We start from the raw sequence: 23,313 nt of genomic DNA on the forward strand, positions 1-23,313 counted from the left end.
GGTGAAATATTTGAATATTATTCTATTGAATATCAATTTTTTAAAAAATAAATGAACCAAAATTTAATACCTCTCGTATATATATTATGAAATCATTTTATCTCGTATTAGTATTTATAGCTGGAATGTCTCTGAATACTGTAGCTCAGCAAATAACATTAACATCTGGAGGGAATGCTATAAGCTCTGGTGGAAGTCTTAGTTTTTCGATTGGTCAGGTAAGTTACAATAGTTATTCGAGTTCATCAGGCCAACTCAGTGAAGGAGTTCAACAGTCCTTTGAGGTATCTACATTGAGCGTTGAAAAACCTATCGCAGCTTTTTCATTAGCTATTTATCCTAATCCTACTTCTAAATTTATTAGTATGGATTTTAAAAACCAGTTTGAAGGAGGTTACCATTTCAAACTTTTTGATATGCAGGGAAAACTTTTGATAGAACAAGATGTTCATAACCAGAACACAAGGATCGACTTGAGAGAATTCGCTTCATCAACATATATTCTAAACCTTTTCAAAAATAATTCTATAATCCAATCTTTTAAGATTTTAAAACATTAAGCTTATGTACAATTCTACGTTTAAGACGTTTATCATCCTCTTTTTCATTTATTTATCAAATATGGTTACTGCACAAGTCTCTGAAAAAATGAGTTTTCAGGCGGTGATTAGAGACGATAATAACAATTTGATTTCAAATTCACAGATCGGTATTAAAATAGGTATATTGCAGCAATCTGTTACTGGGGCCCTGGTTTACGAAGAGGTTCATACACCTACAACCAATGCCAACGGACTCATAAGTTTACAAATAGGCTCCGGAAATGTGGTTTTAGGTAGCCTTTCAGACATAGATTGGTCTCAAGGACCATATTTTATAAAAACTCTAACAGATCCTTCTGGTGGCTCTAATTACTCAATAGAAGGCATTAGCGAACTGCTAAGTGTCCCATATGCATTATATGCTCTTAATGGAAACGAAGGTCCTGCAGGAATAGACGGTAATGGAATTGCTAATACAATAGATAATAACGACGGTACCTTTACACTAGTTTTTGACGATACAACTACATTTACTACTTCTGATTTTACAGGACCTCAAGGTGAAGCAGGACCTCAAGGATCAGTAGGTCCAGTTGGAGCTCAAGGACCTCAAGGTGAATCAGGACCACAGGGACCAAGAGGAGAACAGGGAGTGACTGGTCCTCAAGGCGAACGTGGATTGCAAGGTGCTGCAGGTCCGGTAGGAGCCCAAGGTCCCCAAGGTGTCGCCGGTCCAGCAGGGCCAAGAGGAGAACAGGGAGTGACTGGTCCTCAAGGCGAACGTGGACTCCAAGGTGTCACCGGTCCAGCGGGCCCTCAAGGAGAACAAGGCCTAGTAGGACCTCAGGGACCAAAAGGTGACCAAGGGGATACAGGAACAACAGGTCCACAAGGCCCACAGGGAGAAAGAGGTTTACAGGGTGTCACCGGTTCGGTTGGCCCACAAGGGGAAGTAGGCCCACAGGGACCAAGAGGAGAACAGGGAGAGACTGGTCCTCAGGGCGAACGTGGATTACAAGGCGTTGCAGGTGCAGTAGGAGCACAAGGACCACAAGGTGAAATTGGTCCCCAAGGTCCACAGGGCGAAAGAGGTTTACAGGGTGTTGATGGACCTAAGGGTGATAAAGGAGATACTGGTGCCCAAGGTCCTGCAGGACCACAAGGTGAAACTGGTCCCCAAGGCCCACAAGGTATTCCTGGAAGTGATTTAAGTTATAGAGCAGGATCTTCAAGCGGGACTTCAACAATAAATGTTACTTTTAGCAGTCCAATGCCTAATACCAACTATACTGTAAATTTAACCCGGGTTTCTAACTGTGGGCAAGGAGCCAGAGTTTCAAACAAAACAACCACAGGATTTACTATTAATGTAGAATATACTCTTGCAATCCCTTTATGTTCTGCCAATATAGATTGGTTAGCTGTTCCTTACAAATAGAATAGTTTAAACTTTTAAAAGCTAACCTCTATGGTTAGCTTTTTTTGTTTGATGATACAAGCTAATATAAATTCCATTATTTTAGTATTTTGGAATATGAATTTAAAATTGAATCCAATGAAATTTCTGCTTGTATTTTCAATAATCTGTATGTCAACTTTTAAAACATTTGGTCAGTCTTTTGAAGGGTCATGGCAACTTGTCGAACTTAATGGAGAAACTGTCACCAATCGAAAAGTTGTTAAAACAGTGGTAGATGGTTATTTTGCTCTGGGCTCCAAATCAACGTCTGATAATTCTTTTTTAGGAGCAGCTGGTGGAGAATTTCAAATCAAAGAAGATAAATTGATAGAAAACAGAGACTTCGATACTTACGATGCCTCAAAAATCAATGAGGAAAGAGTTTATGAATTAGATTGGGTGAATAATGACCTTTTAAAAATTTCAGATGATAATCACGAAAAAATATGGAAGCGTTTATCTAATGAGAATAACTCTTTATCAGGTAACTGGGTGATTACGGGAAGAATGAGAAACGATGAAATGAGAACCATGACCCCTGGAGATCGAAGAACGATTAAAATCCTCAATGGAAACCGTTTTCAATGGGTAGCTTTTAATTCTGCATCCAAAACCTTTAATGCTTCGGGTGGTGGGACTTACTCGGCAGAAGATGGTACTTACGTTGAAAATATCACTTTCTTCTCTAAAAATAAAGATCGAGTAGGAGCAGAGCTTCAATTTCAGTTTGAAGTTATTGATGGTGCTTGGCATCATAAGGGCAACAGCTCCAAAGGGGATCCAATTCATGAAATTTGGTCACCTTATGCGGAAGCTTATAACAAATAAGTAATTGTTTTAATTCGAGTATATATCCTGATCATTCTAGATCAGGAAGAAATCATATATTAAGAATTTTATAAAAGGTTTAAAATTAGCCTCATTTCTCTGCATTAATAATAGACTTACTGAATAAATTTTATGTTTTAACAAGTTCTAATTGATGCATCTCTTATTGTCTTAGAGATGACACAAATCAATTACATTTCTAAACACATGACTTTGACATAAAGACTATTATTCTCTTAATTTCAGCTATTCGCCTTAAGTTACGACCACAATTCAATTAACTTTGAAGCAAAGTGCTATCGAGTTGAAAGAGTATTTAAAACAATTAGAGTTATTTTTTAAAAGTTCAAATTTCGATCGAGGAATTCGTCTAGGTACTTCTCTTGCGGTTCCATTTGGTATATTTTACGTCTTCGGGCATATTGAATTGGCTTTACCAATAGTAGTTGGCGCTTTTCTAAATGCACCTGGAGATATGCCAGGAAGCAGAAAACGAAAAGTCAATGCAATCTTAATCAGTACAGGATTAACAATGCTGATTACGGCCTTGATATTGTTTACTAAACCCATATTGCCGCTTTTATTGCTTACAATGGGTTTTGTAGCATTTGTGGTTTCGCTTCTTTCAGTCTACGGATTTAGGGCTTCTTTGGTTTCTTTTTCTGGATTATTGGCAATGGTGATAGCTTTTGCCATCGAAAAAAATACAACTTCCGAAATATTGATCCAAGTGCTTTTAATGGGTGTTGGAGGACTTTGGTATCTTTTGGTTTCTCTTACATTTCAAAAACTAGCTCCCAAAAAAGATCAAAATCAATTATTATCTGAATCTCTTCACTTAATAGGGGACTACTTAAACCTTAGAGCTAGATTATTGCTTGATTCTGAAGATAGAGATCAATTATTACAAAACAGTTTTACACTACAGAATCAAATTAACGACAAACATGAAACTCTTCGAGAGGTCTTGTTGAGTGTAAGAAAGCGTTCTGGTAGATCTCGATATGAAGAAAAACAATTGTTGATTTTTCTTTCTTCAATTAAAATTTTTGAATTGATTGAGGCAGAACGCATGGATTATGAATCCTTGGATGAAGTGTTTAATGGTAGGAAGAAGTTTTTAGAAGCTTCTAAATCGCTGAATGAAATCATGGGAAGTCACCTTATTAGACTTTCTGAAGTACTGATACAGCATGATCCTTTACCTTCAAAGGATTCAATGCAAGATGCACTTGATTTTGCCAATGAGACAATCACAAAATTCATTGAAACCTATCAACTTCCTAAAGCGCGGGAAGGAGCACTGATTCTAAAAAATTTATACGATTACCAAGAATTATTGCTTCAGGAGATTAAAGCAATTAGGAGAGTCATGGCTAACGTCAAAGAATCTGCAAAAGTATCACTAAAGCGCCAGGATGCAAGCCAGTTTTTAACTTTACATGAATACAGATTCAATGTATTTGTTCAAAATCTAAACTTAAATTCAACATTATGTAGACACTCATTAAGGCTTAGCGTTGCCATGTTGGCAGCCTATAGCTTAGGTGTTTTCTTTGACATCCAAAATACATATTGGATTTTACTCACCATCATAGTCATTATGCGGCCCAATTATGGATTGACTAAACAACGATCGAAAGACCGTATTATCGGGACGGTTATTGGTGCTATTATCGCTGTTGGTATAGTTTTGGTGATACAAAATCAGATTTTATACGCAGTCTTAGCCTTGGTATCCTTAGTTTTTGCTTTTGCACTACTACAGCAAAATTATAAATCTGCCGCAGCTCTTATTACCATAAGTATTGTTTTTGTGTACTCTTTTATCAACCCTCAAGCTCTAGAAGTTATTCAATATAGAGTCATAGATACCTTTATTGGGGCTGTAATTGCAGTTTTTGCAAACTATACGATTCTTCCAAGCTGGGAAGCAGATAATTTAAAGCAAGTTCTTATAAAAGCTTTCGACAGTAATAAAGCCTACCTTACAGCAACAAAAGATCTCTATCAGGAACCAGATCAAAACAAATTATCTTATAATCTCGCAAGAAAAGATGCTTTCTTAGCCATTAGTCAACTTAATGCTGCCTTCCAGAGACTAACTCAAGATCCAAAATCTAAGCAACATGAGTTTCAATTAATTTATGAAATGGTGACCTTGCACCAGACGATACTTTCTGCAACAGCCTCTATTGGAAACTTTATTACACACCATCAAACAACTCCAGCATCATTAGAATTTAATACGCTTATCCAGAAAATAACGGATTCCTTTCATAGAGCATCCATGAATTTATCTGAAGCATCCAACTTTGAGAATCAGAAAACTATCAAAGGCGATGATGCAGAAAAGAAATTATTGGAAAAATATGATCAATTAGCCAAGAAAAGGGATGAAAATATTAAAGCAGGACATGTGGATTTAGACACTTCAACTTTGCATGCCCTACAGGAGGCCTACCTTATTTCTAATCATTTAAGCTGGTTGGTTTCCATGTCAGATAACTTAGTTCGCTCAACCAATCAATACATTAAGTCTATACTCTCACTACAAAAAGAGTAGATATTTTGAATTAGTTGTTCAAAACAACTTCTAGACTTTTTTGAATTCTCTTTAGCGTTGATAGGTATCTTTCTTAGAATTAAATTTTTGATCTGGACCAATTTCCAGTCGTCTGAATGTCCCGTAAACCCTTTGTGATTTGAATTGTGCTTTCTAAGTCTCTCATCAATTGCATCACAAGTATGACCAATACTATCAATCTTGTTTTTGAGAATAGAGAATGTATATGAAGCAATACATAAAATTAAAAATCCCGCCTTATAGCGGGATTGGAGTGATCGCGACAGGATTACCTTCGGTTTTCAATAGTGCTCAATGTTGCAAATAAGAAACCACGAAGCTCTCGCTTCTAATTTTCTGTTTTTAGTCGCTATACAAAGCTTCAGCTTTATTCGCTTATAAAAACACAAAACCACGCTATAAGCGTGGTTTCCTGAGTGTCGTGATCGCGACAGGATTCGAACCTGTGACCGTCTGCTTAGAAGGCAGATGCTCTATCCAGCTGAGCTACGCGACCTAATTTATTTAAAACAGATTATCGAACCTGCGACTGTCCCGCTTTTAGAGTGGGATGCTCTTTTCAGGTGAATTATGTTAGCTAAAATTGCGAGTGCAAAGATAGAACTATTCTCCTTTTACACAACAATTATTTAAAATTTTACAAATAAAAAAGCCCTACGAAACGTAGGGCTTTGAGCTATAATAACTTAAATTATTTTGCTGTTTTCATTCCTTCTTCTATCATTCCGAAGAATTGATCTAATTTTGGAAGAACTACAATTCTTGTTCTTCTGTTTTTAGCTTTTCCAGCAGCTGTATCATTACTAGCAACAGGAACATATTCACCTCTACCAGCAGCAGTCATTCTTGCAGGATCAACATTATATTCATTCTGTAGAATTCTTACAACAGCTGTGGCTCTTTTGGTACTTAAATCCCAATTATCTTCGATGTTTGTTCTAGAAATTGGGTCTGTGTCAGTATGGCCTTCCACCATAAATTCGAAATCCTTTTTATCGTTAACTACTTTAGCAACTTTTGCTAATACAGCTTTGGCTTCGTTGGTTACTTTATATTGCCCGCTACCAAATAATAACTTGTCGGAAATAGATACAAAAACAACTCCTTTCTCAACACTGATCTGGATGTCTTCGTCATCAATGTTGTTTAATGCTCCTTTTAAGCTTGTTACTAAAGCTAGGGTTACACTATCCTTCTTATTGATAGCGTCACGCATGGTTTTGATCTGAAGGTCTTTTTCTTGCATACTCTCTAAAGAACGCTCTAAGTTGGTAGCTGCAGTTTTAGAAATGGTTACCATTTCTCCCGTGGTATTTAATAAAGCTGCATTTGTATTTTGTAACGTCTTAATTTGACTTTCGTAAGATTCTCTGATTGATTTTTTCTCATCTTCACAGGCAGATAGCTTCATCTCAGCCGTCTTTAGCTCTTCTTTTGTCGTGTTATATTGGTCTTCGAGTTCTGCAAATTTTTTGTTGGAAACACAAGATGTCATCAACACACCAGCAATTGCAATAGCAAATAATTTTTTCATGATTTAGTTTTAATTTTAAAGTTATACAAATTTAATTTTCGTTTTTAAATAATGTCTTGTCTTAACAATTAATTATTGTCAGAATTCAATTTTTTGAATCTGGTTACATTTAACACAAAACCATGCCAAACTATACTGCTCACAATAAACTTATGTTTAATCTTTTTTAGTGTCTTCCTTTTGTTGTACATCTTAGTAAAGAAAATGTAAAAATTGACATGAGCTTTAAATATAGCTAAAAAATGATTCACTTTAGCTTGTAATAAGAATCTTAAAGCAGCTACACCGTCCAATAGCATTCTTATAAATATAAGGCCGAATGGATTTTTCTTTGAATTTTTAAGTAGGTTAAAAAGTGAATTTCTGAAATTTAAAAAGGTTTTTCTAGGACTTGAGCTAGCTAGAGTTCCTCCACCAAGATGAAACACTTCGCTTTTTGGAGTATACCATACGCTATAATCCAAATTTTTAAGCCTCCAACATAAATCAATTTCTTCTTGATGAGCAAAATAGTCCTCATCAAATCCTCCAGCCTCAATAAAACAGTTTCTTTTAATCGCGAAACAAGCACCACTGGCCCAGAAGATTTCCGATTCGTCTTCATATTGACCACTATCTTCTTCAATATGATCAAATATACGTCCTCTACAAAACGGGTAGCCTAAACTATCTATGAAACCTCCAGCAGCTCCGGCATAATCAAATTTATTAGGTTGATGAAGTGATTTCAATTTTGGTTGAACTACTGCCACTTTAGATTTTTTCTCAAAGACAGATTTTATACCCTCAAGCCATCGATGAGTGACTTCCACATCATTATTTAGTAAAACGTAAAGATCTTCTTCAACAAGATTGAGTGCCTTATTATAACCACCTGCAAATCCGTAATTCTTATCATTTTTGATAATGATTACTTCAGGATAATTATGGGCTATAAATTCTAAAGAATCATCTGTGGAAGCGTTATCGGCTACATAGATTTTTGCATTTTCAGAATGTGTGATAACAGAAGGCAGATATGTTTCCAATAGTTTTCTTCCATTCCAATTTAAAATGACAATTGCTATATCCATAAATTTACATTGAAGGCAAATCTTTTAAAAATGTATAAGTCTCTTTTTCATAATTCATCTGGCAAAAATAGTGATTCAATCCATTTGTAATCATTAAGAAATCTGAATCTAAGGCCATATTATATCGAGCAATTTGGTCGAAAGTATCTTGAGTTATTTCTACTTGAGGAGCCTTGCATTCTACTATTAATTTAATTTTGCCGTCGGGCTTGAAGGCAATTAGATCATAACGTTTGGTTATGCCGTGAAGATCGATTTGGCGTTCTTCACTCATTAGAGATTCAGAAATATTTTTCTCAGACATCAAATAATGAACACAGTGTTGCCTTACCCATTCTTCTGGTGTCAATACCAGGTATTTTTTTCTTAAAAGCGAAAAAATGAGAATCTTATTTTCTTTACTTTTGATTTTGAAAGAATAGTTCGGGAAATTCAATTTTTGCATTTTCAAAGAAACAAAATTGAATTAAATATTAGCATTTTAATGAAGGAATTTAAACGTATACTTAGTGATTTAGATCAAAAAAAATATGCTCCCATTTATTTTTTGATTGGAGAAAAGGAGACCTTTTTTGTAGACCTGATTGCCAATAAAATTGAAGAGAGTGTATTATCTGAAGAAGAAAAGGCTTTTAACCAAAGTATACTTTATGGAAAAGATGTAAGTATAGATGATGTGATAGGGCAGGCTAAACAATATCCAATGATGGCAGACCACCGGGTGATCATCGTGAGAGAAGCTCAATCACTGTTGAAAAATATCGACAGTCTGGCCGCTTATGTAGAACAGCCTCAACAAAGCACAATTTTGGTATTTTGTGTGAAATACAAAAAAATGGATGGCCGCTCAAAGGTCACTAAATTGATAAAGAAGAATTCGGTTTATTTTGAAACCAAACCCCTATACGACAATCAGGTTCCTCAATGGATTTCTGAGACTTTATCTGCATCGGGTTATTCTATTGCACCCAAAGCTTCAGAAATGCTTGTAGAGTTTCTTGGGAATAATTTATCGCATATCTATAAGGAGCTCGAAAAGCTTCAGCATGTGTTACCTCCCGGGGCAAAAGTTACGCCAGAACTTATCGAAGAAAATATAGGTATAAGTAAAGATTTTAATAACTTCGAATTAACTAAAGCCATTGGAGTAAAAGATGAAGTTAAAGCACAGCAAATAGTAGCCTACTTCGCTCAGAACTCTAAAAATCATCCGATAGTACTTACCACAGCCCAATTGAATTCATTTTTCAATAAATTATTAAGGTATCATGCTCTAAAGGATAAATCGCAATTCTCGGCAAGTAAAGCTTTAGGGGTAAATCCTTTTTTTGTCAAAGATTATAGTTTTGCTGCGCAAAAGTATTCAATGAAAAAAGCAAGTCAGGCTCTCTCGCTTATTCGAGAGGCTGACCTTAAGGGTAAAGGTCTTCACTCCAATCAATTATCTAACGGAGATTTATTAAAAGAACTTTTAGTGAAACTTATGCGTTAACTAGATGCTTTAAGTTCATCGATCTTTTTGGCCACGTCATCAGCTTCCTTAAGTTTTGCATCCGATTTCTGTCGATTGCTTTTTGATAAGTCAAAGGCCTCTTTTTGAAGTTTTTTATATTGCTCCTGCAGTTTCTCTAATTCTGTTTTTTTCTTAAATAGTCCAAACATGATTTTTAATTTTTTGAAAAGTTACTACAGCTTAGATTAATATATCTTGGAATAGATATTCGTTAACGAAAGATTATTGACTATTAAACTTAACGCATTAAAGTCACATTCCCTGTGAATACTTCATTGCCTATCTTTAAGCGATACCAGTAATCATCGGGAGGTAATTCGCGTCCTTGGTAGGTGCCATTCCACTCAAAAGCTTGATTGCTTTGGAAAAGGAGTTTACCATAGCGATCATAAATAAAGACTTCAATTTCATCAAAAAAAGAAGCTCCTGGAATTTTAAAAGTATCATTAATCTGATCACTGTTGGGTGAGAAAAATTCAGGAATCCTAAGCAGTAAAACCTCTTCACTTACCAATCCACATCCATTATTTTCCCTTACATAAACAGTGTAAAGGCCTCCAGATAAATTATTAAAGACTGGTTGATTTTGAAAGGTATTTCCATCAATAGAATAACTGAAATTTCCTTCAGTAGAAGTTTCTATGCTTATGCTGTTATTTTCTGCAATTATGTTAGAAATTTCAGGAGACAAAAAGTTAGTAATTGTATATGATTTCTCTAAAACACAATTATCTGGTGTGGTCAATTCAACAGTATAAATCCCAGGCTCATCAACTTCTATAAAAGCGGTAGATTCCCCTGTAGTCCATAAATAGCTGAAATTCATAAAATCTTCACCAATCACAATACTCTCATCTTCACAGATTCGAATGTCTTCATCGTTCAATTCTGGTACTTCGTATAATTCGAATTGAATTGCTACTCGATTAGGGTTAGTACAATCTCCAGTGGTAGTTGTAGCTTCCGCGTAATAGATGCCATTAATTGTGGGCTGAAATTGAAATGTATCCTCGGCTAAGAGGTTGCCTCCAGTGGGACTATCGTACCAATCAACACTGATGTAAGGATTGGATTGAACTGCAATAAATTCATTGGAGTTAGACCCACAAACAGATACATCTCCTAAACTGACGGGGTCTATAAAATCAATAAAAATAACTTCAAAAACACTGGAAATACTATTACAGGCTATGGTATTGACATTACTCGCATCTTCAGCAACTAAGACTCTGTAAAAGACGGTTGAACTTATTTCTGAGATTAATAATTCTTCTGCAGTTTCTCCTGGAATATTATTCCAATTAATTTTATCTAAGCTTTGTTGCCATTGAAAATTTGGAGAATCGTAAACGCTAAAGTTTGTAGAGGCATTTAGGCTTAAGTTTTCCAAGGTCTCATTTTCGCACAGCTGAATATCAGTTTCACCATTATCACTTATGATTTCTGTGAGGTCTCCACATGATCTAAAAACTATATCATCTATAGCTAAGTCATTACCACAGCCTCCCTCACCATTATTGAACATTTTTAAGACGACCGAATCCTGTCCTGGTAAAGTGGTGAAAGTCAAGCCAAATTGTTCCCAAATAGGTGTGTTTGTTCCAGCGATAGGCCCTGTATCGCCTTCTGCTAAAATGACCTGACCGGTTGCATCTGTGATTTGGAATTTGACATTAACAGGAATTTCGTTATTCTGGCATACATTGCTATCTGTGTCGTATAGATTCATCAAAAAGGCGGAGAATTCATAAGAATTATCAATGCAGAGTCCAGTAATCGGTATTTGATAAAATAAACCAGCATCAAAATCAGCATTGACTATTAAGGCCTTTCCATCGGTGTTTCCAGTATGATCACCTGTATTATGAAAACTTCCAAGCTGAAATAAATTAGAAGAAATAGTATATTCCCCATCTTCTGGAGCTTGATTTACATATGTGTAGCTTGTAACTCCTGGGGGGAGAGGAGGACCATTTGGGGTACCTTGCCCAAAGTTTTCTTCAAAAATAGGATCTCCTGTATTTCCCTCACAAAAGCCAAGTTGAGCATTGACGGATGCTGAAATTAAATAAAATAATATTAAACATAAAAAGTGAAGAACTTTCAAATCATTTGATTTTGTTCAAGAATATTAACTTTTATTGAGATTAGCAATAGAAACAGACTTATTAAATTTTGTTGAAAATTAATTAGCCCATGATATTGTAGCCTCCATCCACGTGTCTAATTTCACCAGTAGTTCTTCCGTTAGGTCTCAGTAAATTAAGAACTTCGTAAGCAAGATCTTCTGGTAAAGCATTGCCTAAAGGACTTTTGCGATGAGCAATCTCCACATCCTTTTGGTTTAAAGTGGCATTACCTGCTTTACTTCCCATATAGGGTGAAAATCGAATGCAATTGACTCGTGTACCATTTTTCCTACCCATTTCATCTGCTAGTTCTACTGTAATACGTTCTAAAGCCGCTTTGGCGATACTAATATTTCTATAAGGATGGAAGGTCACTTTAGCAGCTGCAATATAACTCAAAGAGCAAATGGAAGCATCGGCATTTAGCAAGTTATTTTTGAACAGATGACTAGTTAAACTGATAAGTGAAAACGCAGAGACTTCCATGGTATCACAAAACTCCTTAAAGGATACATCTAATAAAGGCTTTACCACCTTATTTCTAATCGTTTTGTCCATGGCGATGGCATGAAGAAATCCGTCCACTTTGATTTGTTTTGACTTAAGAGTACTACAGAACTCTTCAATACTCTCGTCAAGAGATACATCTAAAATTTCTGTAATGGTCTCTTTTCCTAATTCCTGATGGACACTATCCTGAAAGTCCTTATAGTTTTGATTTAAAAACGATTTAGCTTTATCTGAAAGATTTTCATGAAATTGGCTCACCCCGAGACCAGTACAAATCACATCGCCTCCATTTTCTTTAATTTTTTTGGCAACATACATTGCCAATGAGTGTTTATCTGCAATACCAGTGATGAGATATGTTTTTCCTTTAAGCATCATAATGTTTAGATATTAATTACCATTTGTATAAAGCAGTTCCCCAGGTCCAACCGGCCCCTACAGCTGCAAAAAGAATTAAGTCTTCTTTTTTAAATTTATTAGCCTTATGAACTTCATCAAGAACTAATGGGATGGTTCCTCCAGAAGTGTTGGCATATCGATCCATATTTGTCATCACTTTTTCAAAAGGCAAATCGATTTGCTTAGCGATAGATTTTAGTATGCCAATACTGGGCTGATGTGGAATCAAGAAACTGATATCGTCTACTGATGTTTTCGTCTTATCCAGCAATTCCCGAATGGATTCAGGAACAACTTTAGTCGCAGTATCAAACACCTCTTTTCCATTCATTTGGAAGTAATGCATTTTCTTCTCAAGTGTTTCTTTAGATGCAGGATTTTCAGACCCTCCACCAGGAATAGTAAAATGTTCTTTACCACGCCCGTCCGAATGAAGATTAAAATCTATGAAGCCTTTGTCTTCATCAGTTTTACTCAACACGAGCGCACCAGCACCATCCCCAAAAAAAACGGAATCTCTACGATCCCAATCAATAATATTAGAAAAGGTATCTGCTCCTATGACGAGTACATTATTGTATACACCATTTTTTACAAACTGATACCCTACTGAAATTGTAAATAAGGCACCAGAGCAAACGGCAGCAACATCAAAAGCTACAGCATTGAAGGCTTTCATTTTTTCCTGTACAAAACAAGCACAGGAAGGAGCTTGTCGATCTGGGGTAGTGGTAGCGACTATAATGAGGTCGACGTCTTCTACCTTTAGGCCAGCATTAATAAGAGCGTCCAGACCAGCTTTAGACGCGAGATCACTGGTAGCTTCATCTTCAACAATTCGACGTTCTTTAATCCCTAATTTATTGTAAATCCATTCATCAGAGGAGCCTACTTTTTCAAAATAGGAATTAGGTAAAACTTTAGGAGGAACATAAGCTCCTGTGCCACTTATATACACATTAGACATACCAACTAATTATGAGTTAAGTGGCGAAATTTAAGTTTTTAATTATGTTTTAAGGATAAAACCTGAAGAAGTCTTGTTACTTTAACATTTACACCAATTAATCTTTAGCTTCAAACAAATCAGAAGAGAGGTATCGATCACCACGATCACATATAATACTCACTACGACACCTTGATCCAGAGACTCGCAAAGCTTTACGGCAGCTGCAGTTGCTCCTCCAGAACTCATTCCCGAAAAAATACCTTCCTTTTCAGCAAGATACCTTGCCATTTTTTTGGCTTCATGTTCATCAACTTCATAGATATGATCAACTCGCTTGGGGTCGTATATTTTTGGAAGGTATTCATCTGGCCATTTTCGAATTCCAGGAATTTTAGTCCCCTCTGCCGGATGGACACCAATAAGTTGAATGTCCTTATTTTTTTCTTTTAAAAAGCGAGAAGTGCCCATAATGGTTCCTGTGGTTCCCATTGAAGAAACAAAGTGTGTTACTTTTTCATTCGTATCTCTCCAAACCTCAGGCCCTGTCGTTTTATAATGCGCTTTCCAATTATCTTCATTTGCAAACTGATTGAACATAAAATAATTACCGGTTTTTACTTTTTCTTCGGCGTAATCTCTCGAATACATGATTCCTTTTTCACCGTCGGTAAGAGTCACTTTGGCCCCGTATGCCATCATGGTTTCCACACGCTCTCTAGTAGCATTCTCTGGCATAACTAATTCTATGTCGAGACCATATATACCTGCAACCATGGCTAGAGCAATTCCTGTATTGCCACTGGTCGGTTCAATGAGTTTTGTATTTTGATCGATATCTCCTCGGTCAATAGCAGATTTGATCATATTGAAAGCCGCTCTGTCTTTTACACTTCCTCCTGGATTTTGTCCTTCGAGTTTGAGATAAAGTTTGACGTTTGGATTTTTGATTAAACTTTGGGTTTCCACTAAGGGTGTGTTTCCAATTAAATTTAATATGCTTTTACTCATGTGTTTTTATTTTCATTGATATTCACCATAGATTTATGAGTGACCAGTGATTTCTCTGGAACTGATTTGGTGAGCCAAACATTTCCTCCAATAGTTGAGCCTTTACCAATGGTAGTTTCACCACCAAGAATTGTAGCATTGGCATATATAGTCACATCACTTTCTATGGTTGGATGTCTTTTTTGATGTTTAAGAGTTTTATCGACCAACAATGCCCCTAGAGTTACTCCTTGGTAAATTTTGACACGATCTTCGATTTCACAGGTTTCGCCAATTACTACCCCGGTGGCATGGTCTATAAAAAAAGGATTGCCAATGATAGCGCCAGGATTGATGTCTGTTCCTGTATGAGTGTGCGCACATTCAGACATTAGCCTTGGAACCAAGGGTAACCCAAATTCCAACAACGCATGGCTTAACCTGTAAATCGCAATCGCATAAAATCCCGGATAGGCAAGATAAACTTCATCTATTGAATTTGCAGCTGGATCATTTTCTTTGATAAAGCAGGCGTCATTGTTCAGTTTTTGTAGAATGTCTGGTAGTTTTTTCATGAAATCGGTCCAGATTTCACGACAAGGATCTTCTTCTTTAAAACATACTAAATCTGCTAAAATTTTAAACTGAACTTCCAGCTCGTTCATCCCTGAAGTCACATCAGTTTCTTTATCAAATAGGGTTAAAAAAAGTTGATCTGTAAAAGCTTGTGTTTTCTGCTTAATCTGATATAAATTTGAAACCTTAGCCTTTTCCAGCTCAATTTCTTTTATGATATCTTCCTTTGTGATGGTCATTCTATTTATTTATAATGTGAAAGTAAGAGATGGTTCTCAATATGGATCAATAATACCTCAATTTTAAACTTACTTTACAATTTTTGAATCAACCATATAACAATTTTAAAAGGATATTTGCATTAAAAATAAATGCCTAAAGTAATTATTGTAGGTGCTGGTTTGAGTGGACTGATGACTGCATACAAACTTAGACATTCAAATTTTGAACTAGAAATCTTAGAAGCTAGAGACAGAATTGGTGGGCGTATATACACCAAAAAAAAGAATTCTGTATCACTTGAGCTTGGTGCAACCTGGTTTGGACCACAGCATACCAAACTTCTAAATTTAGTAAACGAATTAAATGTTCCTTATAAAATCCAGGAAAACGGGAGGGAAGCATTGTATGATTTTAGACCTAACGGCCACTTAGAGCGTTTTAAACTGCCTAATCAACAAGCACCCACTTTTAAATTCAAACATGGAACAGTTAGTCTTCTCAAAGCCTTAGAAGAAAATTTGAATACTAGTGTTCAATTAAATCAAGTTATTAAATCGGTTCAACTGGGAAATCGTATTAAGGTCCAAACTCAGTCGGGTAAGATTATCGAGGGTGATTTTTTGATATTAAGTATTCCACCTCAATTGGTCTTCGACAGTATTCAATTTGAGCCTGAGTTACCTCTAGACCTAAGAGAATTGGTGAAAAACACTCACACCTGGATGTCAGATTCAATTAAATTTTCATGTGCTTTCGACCATGATTTTTGGAAAAATGAACGCTACCAAGGGACATTAATGAGTCCACAGCAAATCATTCAGGAAATGTATGATCATTCTGATGGTGATACTCATCAGAAAGGACTGGTTGGGTTCTTAAACTCAAAGTTTTCAAACTTGACTCAGGAAGAGCGTAGAGCTAAAGTTTCGGAGTATTTAAAAACACTTTTTGGAAGTCAGGCTTCAGCTTTTTCTTATGCCGATGTAGATTGGAGACAGGAGAATTATACTATAGATCAACAGGCTAAGAGTTTAGTTCCTCATCAAAACAACGGTCATGCAAAATTAAGAGCACCTCTATTCGAAGGCCGTCTGTTCTTTTCAGCTTCAGAGACTGCAGCTCAAACTCCTGGTTATATGGATGGTGCTGTCCACAGAGGTGCAGAAGTGGCAGACCAACTCTTAGATTTTTTATCCTAGTGATTTTTTAGTTATCCTGGATATTTCTTCAAGCAGAAATAAGTAATCTTCTCTATTTTCAACAAAGTCGAGGTCAGAGATGTCAATAATTTTGACATCGATCTTATTTTGAGAGTTGAAAAAATTTAAATAACCGTCGTGTATGCTTTTTAAATAATCCGGCTCGATGTTTTGTTCGTATTCTCTGCCTCTTTTTTTGATATTGCTTAATAAACGATCAATATTTTGATAAAGGTACACGTAAACGTCGGGTTGAGGAACTTCACTATACATGATCTTAAAGATCTTTTTGTACAAGGCATATTCGTCTTCCTGTAAGGTAACTTTCGAAAAAATCAATGACTTGTTAGGATTGTAATCTGAGATTGCAAAATCTGAGAATAAATCCAACTGAGAAATATCATCCATTAACTGCTGGTGTCTATCGGCCAAAAAGGACATCTCCAGTGGAAAGGCGAATCGTGCCTGATCTTCATAAAACTTAGGAAGAAATGGATTGTCTTTAAAACGTTCAAGAATCAATTTCCCATTAAAATCTTCAGCTATCATTTGGGCGAGGCTTGTCTTGCCAGAGCCTATATTTCCCTCTATAGTTAAATAATTAACTTGTCTAAACGATGCCACTTTTGGGCTAAGCTGTTCTAAAACAGACTCGATGGAAGAATCGTTAAAATCAGTTTTTAAATCTTGAATTTTTTTACCCAGGCTTGAGTGTAGTAAATCTGGAGCGATATCTGATAAAGGAAAAAGAACAAAATTTCGTTTTGAAAGTTCAGGATGGGGAATCGTAAGACGTTCTGTTGAAATCGTTTCCTCTCCATAAAATAAAATATCTAGATCAATCGGTCTGGCTTCATAGCCTAATTTTTTCTTTCTGATTCTGCCTAATTCCAACTCGATGTTGAGTAATTTTTTTAAGGTGGTTTCTGCTGAAAATCGTGTCTCTACCTGAATTGCAGCATTCAAAAAATCATCACCTTCAAAACCCCAGGCCGGTGTGCTGTAAATTTTTGATACTTTAGTAACATCGCCAATGGCCTTATAAATTTCATCGATAGCATCCTGTAAATATTTAATTCTGTTGCCTTGATTGCTACCAAGAGCTATATAAGTAGTAGTTTTACTATTCAATTGTTAACAAAGTTTTAATAAATAATGATTTATAATCTGTTGCAAAATCAGAGGAATCCTGACTTTTCAAACTTAAATTTGCGACAAAGGTAAATATCAAATCCAAATATATTTGACAGCATTACAAAAACTTTCATCAGAGCGCATTTATCTTATTCTTGCGGCTTTATTTATTACGTCTTTAGTTGTTTCTAACTTGATTTTTCAAAAATTCTTCTATTGGGATTTTTTTGGTCTTTACACTTTTGAAATCTCTGTAGGTGTATTGCCCTATCCCGTTACTTTTTTAATAACGGATTCAATCAGTGAAATTTATGGGAAGAAGAAAGCCAATCAGGTCGTTACTATTGGTATTTTTGCTTCTATATTTTCTTTACTCATTATTTTAGTGGCAGCTGGTGTTCCTGCTACAAGTTGGTCACCCATAGGCGATGATATTTTCAATGATGTTTTTGGAGCTACTGCCATTGCTGTTGGGGCTTCTATGATAGCTTACCTGCTTGCTCAATATGTAGATATCTACGTCTACCACTTTTGGAAGAAACTAACCAAAGGGAAATACCTATGGCTTAGAAATAACTTTTCAACCTTTTCCTCTCAATTTGTAGACACTTTTGCGGTGGTTTTTCTTTTGAGTGTGTTTGGAGAATTGGAATGGGACCTTTTTGGAGGTCTGTTATTAAGTGGATTTTTGTTTAAGGCCTTAATTGCTTTACTTGATACACCGTTACTTTATCTTATTGTCTACATTTTTAGGAAAAAATTCAATCTAGGCGTTGGTGAAGAACTTCCGAATGATTAGTCTACTCGTTGAACAATTCTAAATTTTAATTCTTTTTTTGGTAATTACGAAAAGTCAATCCGTAATTTTATTCAAAATTTAAATTATGAAAAAGGCTTTTAAAATCATAGGTATAGCAGTGTTAATCTTGATTATTGGATTAATTCTTACACCGATTTTATTTAAAGGAGATATTGAAAAATTAGTAAAGAAAACAGCCAATTCCAACGTGAATGCTAAAGTGGAGTGGTCTTCATTAAGCCTTAGCTTATTTCGAAATTTTCCCAATGCGAGTTTAACTCTGGAAAACCTTAGTGTTGTTAATAATGCCCCTTTCGAAGGTGATACTCTTGTTTACGCGAAAGATTTTAATGTAGCTATGGGAGTGATGCAGTTATTCAAAAACGATGGAATTAGTATAGACCAACTTTATCTAAATGAAGCTTTTGTTAATGTGAAGGTAGATTCACTTGGAAATGCCAATTATGATATTGCAAAGACCGGCGAGGTTGCAACAGATAGTACACCTAAACAGAAATCTAATGAAGCCTTTCAGCTCAATTTAAATCATTACGAAATCAATTCTTCAAGAATCAATTACCTAGACGAAAGCGGTAATATCTTTTTAAAACTTAAGGACTTTAACCATAGCGGAGATGGTGACTTTACTGCATCTGTATTTACCTTAACGACGCACACCGATTCTAAAATATCCTTTGATTTTGATGGTACCAACTACCTTAATAATAACTCAATCCTCTTGGATGCAGATGTAGAAATGGATCTGGAAAATATGAAATTTTCGTTTTTAGAAAATTCAGCCAAGGTCAACCAACTGCCTTTAGAATTTGAAGGCTTTGTTCAGATTTTTGAGGATTATAATGAAATGGATATTCAGTTTTCTACGCCATCCTCCGATTTTAAAAATTTCCTAGCCTTAATACCAGAGGCTTATGCTTCCAGTTTAGATGGAGTTGCCACATCAGGGGATTTTCAGTTAAATGGTAACATATCAGGACGAGTGGATGAGACTTATATTCCTAAGTTAGACATTAGCGCATCGAGTTCTAATGCGTCTTTTCAATATCCAGACTTGCCCAAAAAAGTAGAGGATATTTCACTCGACTTAGCAATTAAAAATGAAACTGGCCTTGTTGAAGATACGTACATCAATTTTGACGATGTTAAATTCAGAATAGATCAGGATCGCTTTGCAGGCAGTGGTTCTGTTAAGAACTTAACCAGCAACATGCTTGTTGATCTTAAGGCAAATGGCAGACTTAATTTATCTAATTTGACCAAAGCCTATCCTTTGGATCTCGACTTGAAACTAAGTGGCATTTTGGATGCTGATGTCTCTACAAAATTTGACATGAATTCTATCGATGCAGGTGCTTATCAAAATGTAGTTGCGAATGGATCATTGCAACTCAGTAAATTTGATTATACTTCACCAGAACTGGCCAAGCCCCTCCATATAGAAGTAGCAACGGTAGATTTTAATACCAATACTGTGAATCTCAATAATTTTGAAATGACTTCTGGTTCTACAGATCTTGAAATGAACGGTGACCTTTCGAATTTACTTGGTTTCGCATTTTCAGACCAAAATTTAAAAGGAAATTTTAAAGCTACTTCCACCAATTTCAATGTGAATGATTTTATGGTAGAAAGTGAGTCTGAACCTGCTTCTGAAACAGAATCAGATATCACTAATGCTGTAGCTGAAGCTTCTTCAGAAGAGATAAAGATCCCCGAGTTTTTAGATATTCAATTAAATTTTAATGCTAATACTGTTCATTATGATAATCTTACACTGAAAAATGCTAAGGGTATTTTGGCACTAAAAAATGAAAGCGCAATTTTAGAAAATGTGAATGCAGATATATTTGGAGGAAATATAAATCTTGATGGTAGAGTATCTACTGCAGGTGCTCCGAGTTTTGATGTCAAATTAGGTCTTAATACCATAAAAATAATTGAAGCTTTTGAACAAATGGAGCTTATAAAAGGTCTTGCCCCAATTGCTCAGGCTTTAAATGGTATAGCAACTACAGAGTTAAGTCTTAGTGGTAATTTAACCAAAGATTTAATGCCTATATATTCCTCTTTAAGCGGTAATGCTCTGGCTAAAGTCTTAAATGCAGAAGTACAGGAAAGCAAAATGCCACTAGTGTCTAATCTAAACAATCAATTTCAATTTTTAAATTTTGATAAATTAAAAGTACAAGACCTGGTTGCCAAATTGAACTTCAGCAACGGAGCCATCAATGCAGAAAACTTTGATTTTAACTTCGACGATGTGAAAGTGGATGTATCTGGAAGCCATTCATTTGATAATACCATGAACTATAACTTGAAATTCAATGTGCCTGCCAAATATTTTGGAGATGAAGTAGGAGGTAAGTTAGCCGAGTTGAGTAATGCGGACCTTAGTAAAATGAGTGTGGATGTCCCTGTTAATCTTTCAGGCAGCTTTACTAGTCCAAAGATACAAGTGAATACTCAAAATGCTATTCAAAGTTTAAGCTCCAAGATTATTGAAGCCCAGAAAAATAAAGTTAAAAACACGATTAAAGACAAGGCAAAAGAACAACTTAATAATCTACTTGGTGGGGGTAATGAAAAAGATAGCGATAGTACAAATAGCAAAGAGGATGATGTGAAAGATAAAGTAAAAGATGTATTAGGTGGAATATTTAAAAAGAAAGGGAGTAATTAATAGGTCAATTATTCTTTGTTTAATTTTTCTAACTCTAATTACAACCATGAAAGCTCAGGAAAATCATATATATCCCGATTCTATAAAAAATGAAATCAACGCTGCTTTGGAATTTTTTCCTCAATTAAATGGGGTAAAAATCACTTTTAAATTTAAATCTGATATTAAGAAGTCGACAATGCAGGCTCAGCCTGATTTCAAGTCCTTACTGAGTCCACGTTCAAAAAGGAAATACTATATCTTTATAAGTGAGAAATTCAAAATTTCAGGTAAAGAATTCAAGACTATAAATGTTCCCAAAGATGTAATGATCGGTTGGATTGGACATGAATTAGGCCATATTTTAGATTATGAAAATCGCGGCACATTTAACCTGATATGGTTTGGAATTCGTTACCTCTATGTAGAAAATCACATCGTAGAAGCTGAAAGGGCTGCAGACACTTTTGCAGTTAACCAAGGGATGGAAGATTACATCTTAAAGACTAAAAACTTTATCCTAAATCACGCTGATATAGATAAAGACTATAAAAAAAGAATACAACGGTATTACCTTTCTCCAGAAGAAATAATGGAAATTGTACAAGACCGTTAACTACTGGTTTTGAACAAATGTTTCCCATTCAGAAAACTTATCCTCATTCATAACTCTTTCCATCTTTACTTGCCCCCCTTTCTTTTTATTTCTAGCATTCCAATCGTAAAATACATCTGGTTTTATAAGATTGACTTTAATGCCATTAAGAGCTTTGGTTCTAGCAACTTTATAATTTTTATTGGCAGCCTTTAGCTTATCGTCTAAGGAAGAAGCAATGGTTGATTCATCCAATTGAGTATCTGGTGTACCTAAATACCAGAAATGATAGAATTCGCCATCATCTCCACGTTTTGCACAGATAGTGTATTCTGAAATATCAATATCGAATTCATCTTCAAGCTCCTGCATTGCCGCATCCATTTTATTAACAGACAATTGAGAACCAACTGTATTTAAGAAGAATTTAGTTCTACCTGTGATTTTAATTTCAGCTCTATCAATATTTGTAAATTGAATGGTATCTCCAATCATATATCTCCAGGCTCCACTCACAGAGCTTAGAATCAAGACATAATCCTGCTCGAGTTCAACGTCAGCTATACTCATTGAAGGGGCATCAGCTACAAGTGACCCATCTGGATTGATATATTCTGGCTGAAAGGGAACAAATTCAAAAAAGATTCCGTTATCAGTAAGCAACTGCATAGCGTCTGTTTCCGGGCGAGTCTGTAAAGCGATAAATCCTTCTGAAGCCAAATAGGTGTCTATAACTTCTACATGTTTTCCAGTAAGCCGCTTAAAACTTTTTTCATAGGGGCCAAATGCAACACCGCCAGATGTATAAACCCTGAGGTTTGGCCAGATATCATGAATAGTATTTACGCCATGGTATTCAATGACTTTTTCCATCATCAATTCCATCCAGGAAGGAATTCCACTTAATGCACCAATATCCCATTCTTTAGCATTTTCAGCTATCTTTTGAACTCGCTGGTCCCAATCATCAATCTTGGAAATTTCCTCACCGGGCTTATAAAAGCCTCTAAACCAAAACGGAATTCTACTAGCGCTTATACCACTGATTTCACCTTCTAAATGATCATTGTTTTCCTGTAGTTCTGTTGAACTCCCTAACATCATAATCTCTTTTTCAAAGAAATCTGCAGGTAAGTCAAAGTTTTCAATGGCTAAGATTTGTTTGATTCCTGCATTTTTGATAGCATCTACCATCTCATTTGTGACGGGGATGCGCTTACTGGTTTTCCCAGTAGTACCAGAGCTCAATGCAAAATAATCTGGCTTTCCAGGCCAGGTGACATCTTTACGGCCTTCATGCAGTTTATGCCACCATTCAGAATGCATTTTATCATAATCAAAATAGGGGATATGGTCTTTAAAATTCTGATATGGATGATTTGAGTTCCTTATTTTATGGAAATCATAAGCTTTTCCAAACTCAGTGTTTTCAGCCTTTTCCAGTAAATTGGCTAAGGTCTCCTTTTGATTTTTGACATGATCGGTTTCAGATGAAATAGAGTTTCCCAGCTGGATTACACCTTTAATAATGTTTCCTATAATAGCCATAGATATTTGATTAAAATGCTAAGCTAAGGCTTCAAAAAATCAATATTCT

20 protein-coding genes and 1 tRNA gene are annotated in these 23,313 nt (G+C 35.6%); 9 read left to right on the forward strand and 12 right to left on the reverse strand.

The window, feature by feature from the left end; genetic code table 11:
• Positions 1–86: 86 nt before the first annotated feature.
• The 4 genes from F598_RS0108390 to F598_RS0108405 all read left to right on the forward strand — a co-directional run bounded on the left by F598_RS0108390 (position 87) and on the right by F598_RS0108405 (position 5,395).
• Positions 87–560 carry a T9SS type A sorting domain-containing protein gene (locus F598_RS0108390; RefSeq protein ID WP_019038599.1) on the forward strand — a complete coding sequence of 158 codons (474 nt, stop codon included), beginning with the start codon at positions 87–89 and terminating at the stop codon, positions 558–560.
• Between the two features lie 4 nt (positions 561–564).
• On the forward strand, positions 565–1,980 hold the full coding sequence (locus tag F598_RS15725; protein WP_083925449.1) for a hypothetical protein: 1,416 nt from the start codon (positions 565–567) through the stop codon (positions 1,978–1,980).
• 150 nt (positions 1,981–2,130) lie between these two features.
• A complete protein-coding gene (locus F598_RS0108400) occupies positions 2,131–2,829 on the forward strand; it encodes a hypothetical protein (protein WP_157594980.1) in 699 nt (232 codons plus the stop codon).
• Positions 2,830–3,133: 304 nt separating this feature from the next.
• The gene (locus tag F598_RS0108405) at positions 3,134–5,395 is read left to right on the forward strand and encodes an FUSC family protein (RefSeq protein WP_019038602.1); all 2,262 of its coding nucleotides are present in this window, start codon (positions 3,134–3,136) and stop codon (positions 5,393–5,395) included.
• Between the two features lie 443 nt (positions 5,396–5,838).
• Here the strand turns inward: F598_RS0108405 and F598_RS0108410 are convergent.
• The 4 genes from F598_RS0108410 to F598_RS0108430 form a co-directional block, all read right to left on the reverse strand.
• Positions 5,839–5,912 (reverse strand) — tRNA-Arg (locus F598_RS0108410).
• Positions 5,913–6,107: 195 nt separating this feature from the next.
• Positions 6,108–6,950 (reverse strand): OmpA/MotB family protein, encoded by an 843-nt coding sequence (locus tag F598_RS0108420; RefSeq protein ID WP_019038603.1) that lies wholly within the window; start codon positions 6,948–6,950, stop codon positions 6,108–6,110.
• A 68-nt stretch (positions 6,951–7,018) separates the two neighbouring features.
• The gene (locus tag F598_RS0108425) at positions 7,019–8,023 is read right to left on the reverse strand and encodes a glycosyltransferase family 2 protein (protein WP_019038604.1); all 1,005 of its coding nucleotides are present in this window, start codon (positions 8,021–8,023) and stop codon (positions 7,019–7,021) included.
• 4 nt (positions 8,024–8,027) lie between these two features.
• Positions 8,028–8,468, reverse strand: a complete 441-nt coding sequence (locus tag F598_RS0108430) for a type I restriction enzyme HsdR N-terminal domain-containing protein (RefSeq protein ID WP_019038605.1) — start codon at positions 8,466–8,468, stop codon at positions 8,028–8,030.
• 39 nt (positions 8,469–8,507) lie between these two features.
• Between F598_RS0108430 and holA the strand changes: the two genes are divergently transcribed.
• Positions 8,508–9,515: a DNA polymerase III subunit delta gene (gene holA / locus F598_RS0108435; protein WP_026302605.1), complete on the forward strand. Its 1,008-nt coding sequence runs from the start codon at positions 8,508–8,510 to the stop codon at positions 9,513–9,515.
• Here the strand turns inward: holA and F598_RS15340 are convergent.
• From F598_RS15340 to F598_RS0108465, 6 genes are all read right to left on the reverse strand, one after another.
• The gene (locus F598_RS15340; RefSeq protein ID WP_019038607.1) at positions 9,512–9,685 is read right to left on the reverse strand and encodes a Lacal_2735 family protein; all 174 of its coding nucleotides are present in this window, start codon (positions 9,683–9,685) and stop codon (positions 9,512–9,514) included. The two genes, holA and F598_RS15340, sit on opposite strands and share 4 nt — an antisense overlap.
• Before the next feature lie 89 nt (positions 9,686–9,774).
• The gene (locus tag F598_RS0108445; RefSeq protein WP_019038608.1) at positions 9,775–11,643 is read right to left on the reverse strand and encodes a T9SS type B sorting domain-containing protein; all 1,869 of its coding nucleotides are present in this window, start codon (positions 11,641–11,643) and stop codon (positions 9,775–9,777) included.
• An 82-nt stretch (positions 11,644–11,725) separates the two neighbouring features.
• Positions 11,726–12,553 (reverse strand): SDR family oxidoreductase, encoded by an 828-nt coding sequence (locus F598_RS0108450; RefSeq protein WP_019038609.1) that lies wholly within the window; start codon positions 12,551–12,553, stop codon positions 11,726–11,728.
• A 16-nt stretch (positions 12,554–12,569) separates the two neighbouring features.
• Complete coding sequence (locus tag F598_RS0108455; RefSeq protein ID WP_019038610.1) at positions 12,570–13,541, reverse strand: 3-oxoacyl-ACP synthase III family protein; 972 nt, start codon at positions 13,539–13,541, stop codon at positions 12,570–12,572.
• A gap of 97 nt (positions 13,542–13,638) precedes the next feature.
• Positions 13,639–14,532, reverse strand: a complete 894-nt coding sequence (gene cysM / locus F598_RS0108460) for a cysteine synthase CysM (protein WP_019038611.1) — start codon at positions 14,530–14,532, stop codon at positions 13,639–13,641.
• Positions 14,529–15,326, reverse strand: a complete 798-nt coding sequence (locus F598_RS0108465) for a serine O-acetyltransferase (RefSeq protein WP_019038612.1) — start codon at positions 15,324–15,326, stop codon at positions 14,529–14,531. The genes cysM and F598_RS0108465 overlap by 4 nt, the downstream gene beginning before the upstream one ends.
• Before the next feature lie 132 nt (positions 15,327–15,458).
• Between F598_RS0108465 and F598_RS0108470 the strand changes: the two genes are divergently transcribed.
• Positions 15,459–16,508 carry a flavin monoamine oxidase family protein gene (locus tag F598_RS0108470; RefSeq protein ID WP_019038613.1) on the forward strand — a complete coding sequence of 350 codons (1,050 nt, stop codon included), beginning with the start codon at positions 15,459–15,461 and terminating at the stop codon, positions 16,506–16,508.
• On the opposite strand, the gene folK is transcribed toward F598_RS0108470, so the two are convergent.
• Positions 16,500–17,639 carry a 2-amino-4-hydroxy-6-hydroxymethyldihydropteridine diphosphokinase gene (gene folK / locus F598_RS0108475; protein WP_019038614.1) on the reverse strand — a complete coding sequence of 380 codons (1,140 nt, stop codon included), beginning with the start codon at positions 17,637–17,639 and terminating at the stop codon, positions 16,500–16,502. The two genes, F598_RS0108470 and folK, sit on opposite strands and share 9 nt — an antisense overlap.
• Before the next feature lie 112 nt (positions 17,640–17,751).
• Between folK and F598_RS0108485 the strand changes: the two genes are divergently transcribed.
• The 3 genes from F598_RS0108485 (at position 17,752) to F598_RS0108495 (ending at position 21,737) form a co-directional block, all read left to right on the forward strand.
• Positions 17,752–18,441, forward strand: coding sequence for a queuosine precursor transporter (locus tag F598_RS0108485; protein ID WP_019038616.1), 690 nt, complete (start codon positions 17,752–17,754; stop codon positions 18,439–18,441).
• Between the two features lie 85 nt (positions 18,442–18,526).
• A complete protein-coding gene (locus F598_RS0108490; protein ID WP_019038617.1) occupies positions 18,527–21,142 on the forward strand; it encodes an AsmA-like C-terminal region-containing protein in 2,616 nt (871 codons plus the stop codon).
• Positions 21,143–21,188: 46 nt separating this feature from the next.
• A complete protein-coding gene (locus F598_RS0108495) occupies positions 21,189–21,737 on the forward strand; it encodes a hypothetical protein (protein ID WP_019038618.1) in 549 nt (182 codons plus the stop codon).
• Here F598_RS0108495 and F598_RS0108500 read toward each other — a convergent pair whose 3' ends face one another.
• A complete protein-coding gene (locus F598_RS0108500; protein WP_019038619.1) occupies positions 21,738–23,264 on the reverse strand; it encodes a GH3 family acyl-acid amido synthetase in 1,527 nt (508 codons plus the stop codon).
• Between the last annotated feature and the right edge of the window lie 49 nt (positions 23,265–23,313).

The sequence above is a fragment of the Psychroflexus tropicus DSM 15496 genome, from assembly GCF_000378765.1.
GTDB classification, from domain to species: domain Bacteria; phylum Bacteroidota; class Bacteroidia; order Flavobacteriales; family Flavobacteriaceae; genus Psychroflexus; species Psychroflexus tropicus.

Excerpts from the sequence above, each read along its gene's own strand:
- F598_RS0108390 (WP_019038599.1), top strand. The coding sequence starts at position 87 with ATGAAATCATTTTATCTCGTATTAGTATTTATAGCTGGAATGTCTCTG.
- F598_RS15725 (WP_083925449.1), top strand. The coding sequence starts at position 565 with ATGTACAATTCTACGTTTAAGACGTTTATCATCCTCTTTTTCATTTAT.
- F598_RS0108400 (WP_157594980.1), top strand. The coding sequence starts at position 2,131 with ATGTCAACTTTTAAAACATTTGGTCAGTCTTTTGAAGGGTCATGGCAA.
- F598_RS0108420 (WP_019038603.1), bottom strand. The coding sequence starts at position 6,950 with ATGAAAAAATTATTTGCTATTGCAATTGCTGGTGTGTTGATGACATCT.
- F598_RS0108425 (WP_019038604.1), bottom strand. The coding sequence starts at position 8,023 with ATGGATATAGCAATTGTCATTTTAAATTGGAATGGAAGAAAACTATTG.
- F598_RS0108430 (WP_019038605.1), bottom strand. The coding sequence starts at position 8,468 with ATGCAAAAATTGAATTTCCCGAACTATTCTTTCAAAATCAAAAGTAAA.
- holA (WP_026302605.1), top strand. The coding sequence starts at position 8,508 with ATGAAGGAATTTAAACGTATACTTAGTGATTTAGATCAAAAAAAATAT.
- F598_RS15340 (WP_019038607.1), bottom strand. The coding sequence starts at position 9,685 with ATGTTTGGACTATTTAAGAAAAAAACAGAATTAGAGAAACTGCAGGAG.
- F598_RS0108450 (WP_019038609.1), bottom strand. The coding sequence starts at position 12,553 with ATGATGCTTAAAGGAAAAACATATCTCATCACTGGTATTGCAGATAAA.
- F598_RS0108455 (WP_019038610.1), bottom strand. The coding sequence starts at position 13,541 with ATGTCTAATGTGTATATAAGTGGCACAGGAGCTTATGTTCCTCCTAAA.
- cysM (WP_019038611.1), bottom strand. The coding sequence starts at position 14,532 with ATGAGTAAAAGCATATTAAATTTAATTGGAAACACACCCTTAGTGGAA.
- F598_RS0108465 (WP_019038612.1), bottom strand. The coding sequence starts at position 15,326 with ATGACCATCACAAAGGAAGATATCATAAAAGAAATTGAGCTGGAAAAG.
- F598_RS0108470 (WP_019038613.1), top strand. The coding sequence starts at position 15,459 with ATGCCTAAAGTAATTATTGTAGGTGCTGGTTTGAGTGGACTGATGACT.
- F598_RS0108490 (WP_019038617.1), top strand. The coding sequence starts at position 18,527 with ATGAAAAAGGCTTTTAAAATCATAGGTATAGCAGTGTTAATCTTGATT.
- F598_RS0108495 (WP_019038618.1), top strand. The coding sequence starts at position 21,189 with ATGAAAGCTCAGGAAAATCATATATATCCCGATTCTATAAAAAATGAA.
- F598_RS0108500 (WP_019038619.1), bottom strand. The coding sequence starts at position 23,264 with ATGGCTATTATAGGAAACATTATTAAAGGTGTAATCCAGCTGGGAAAC.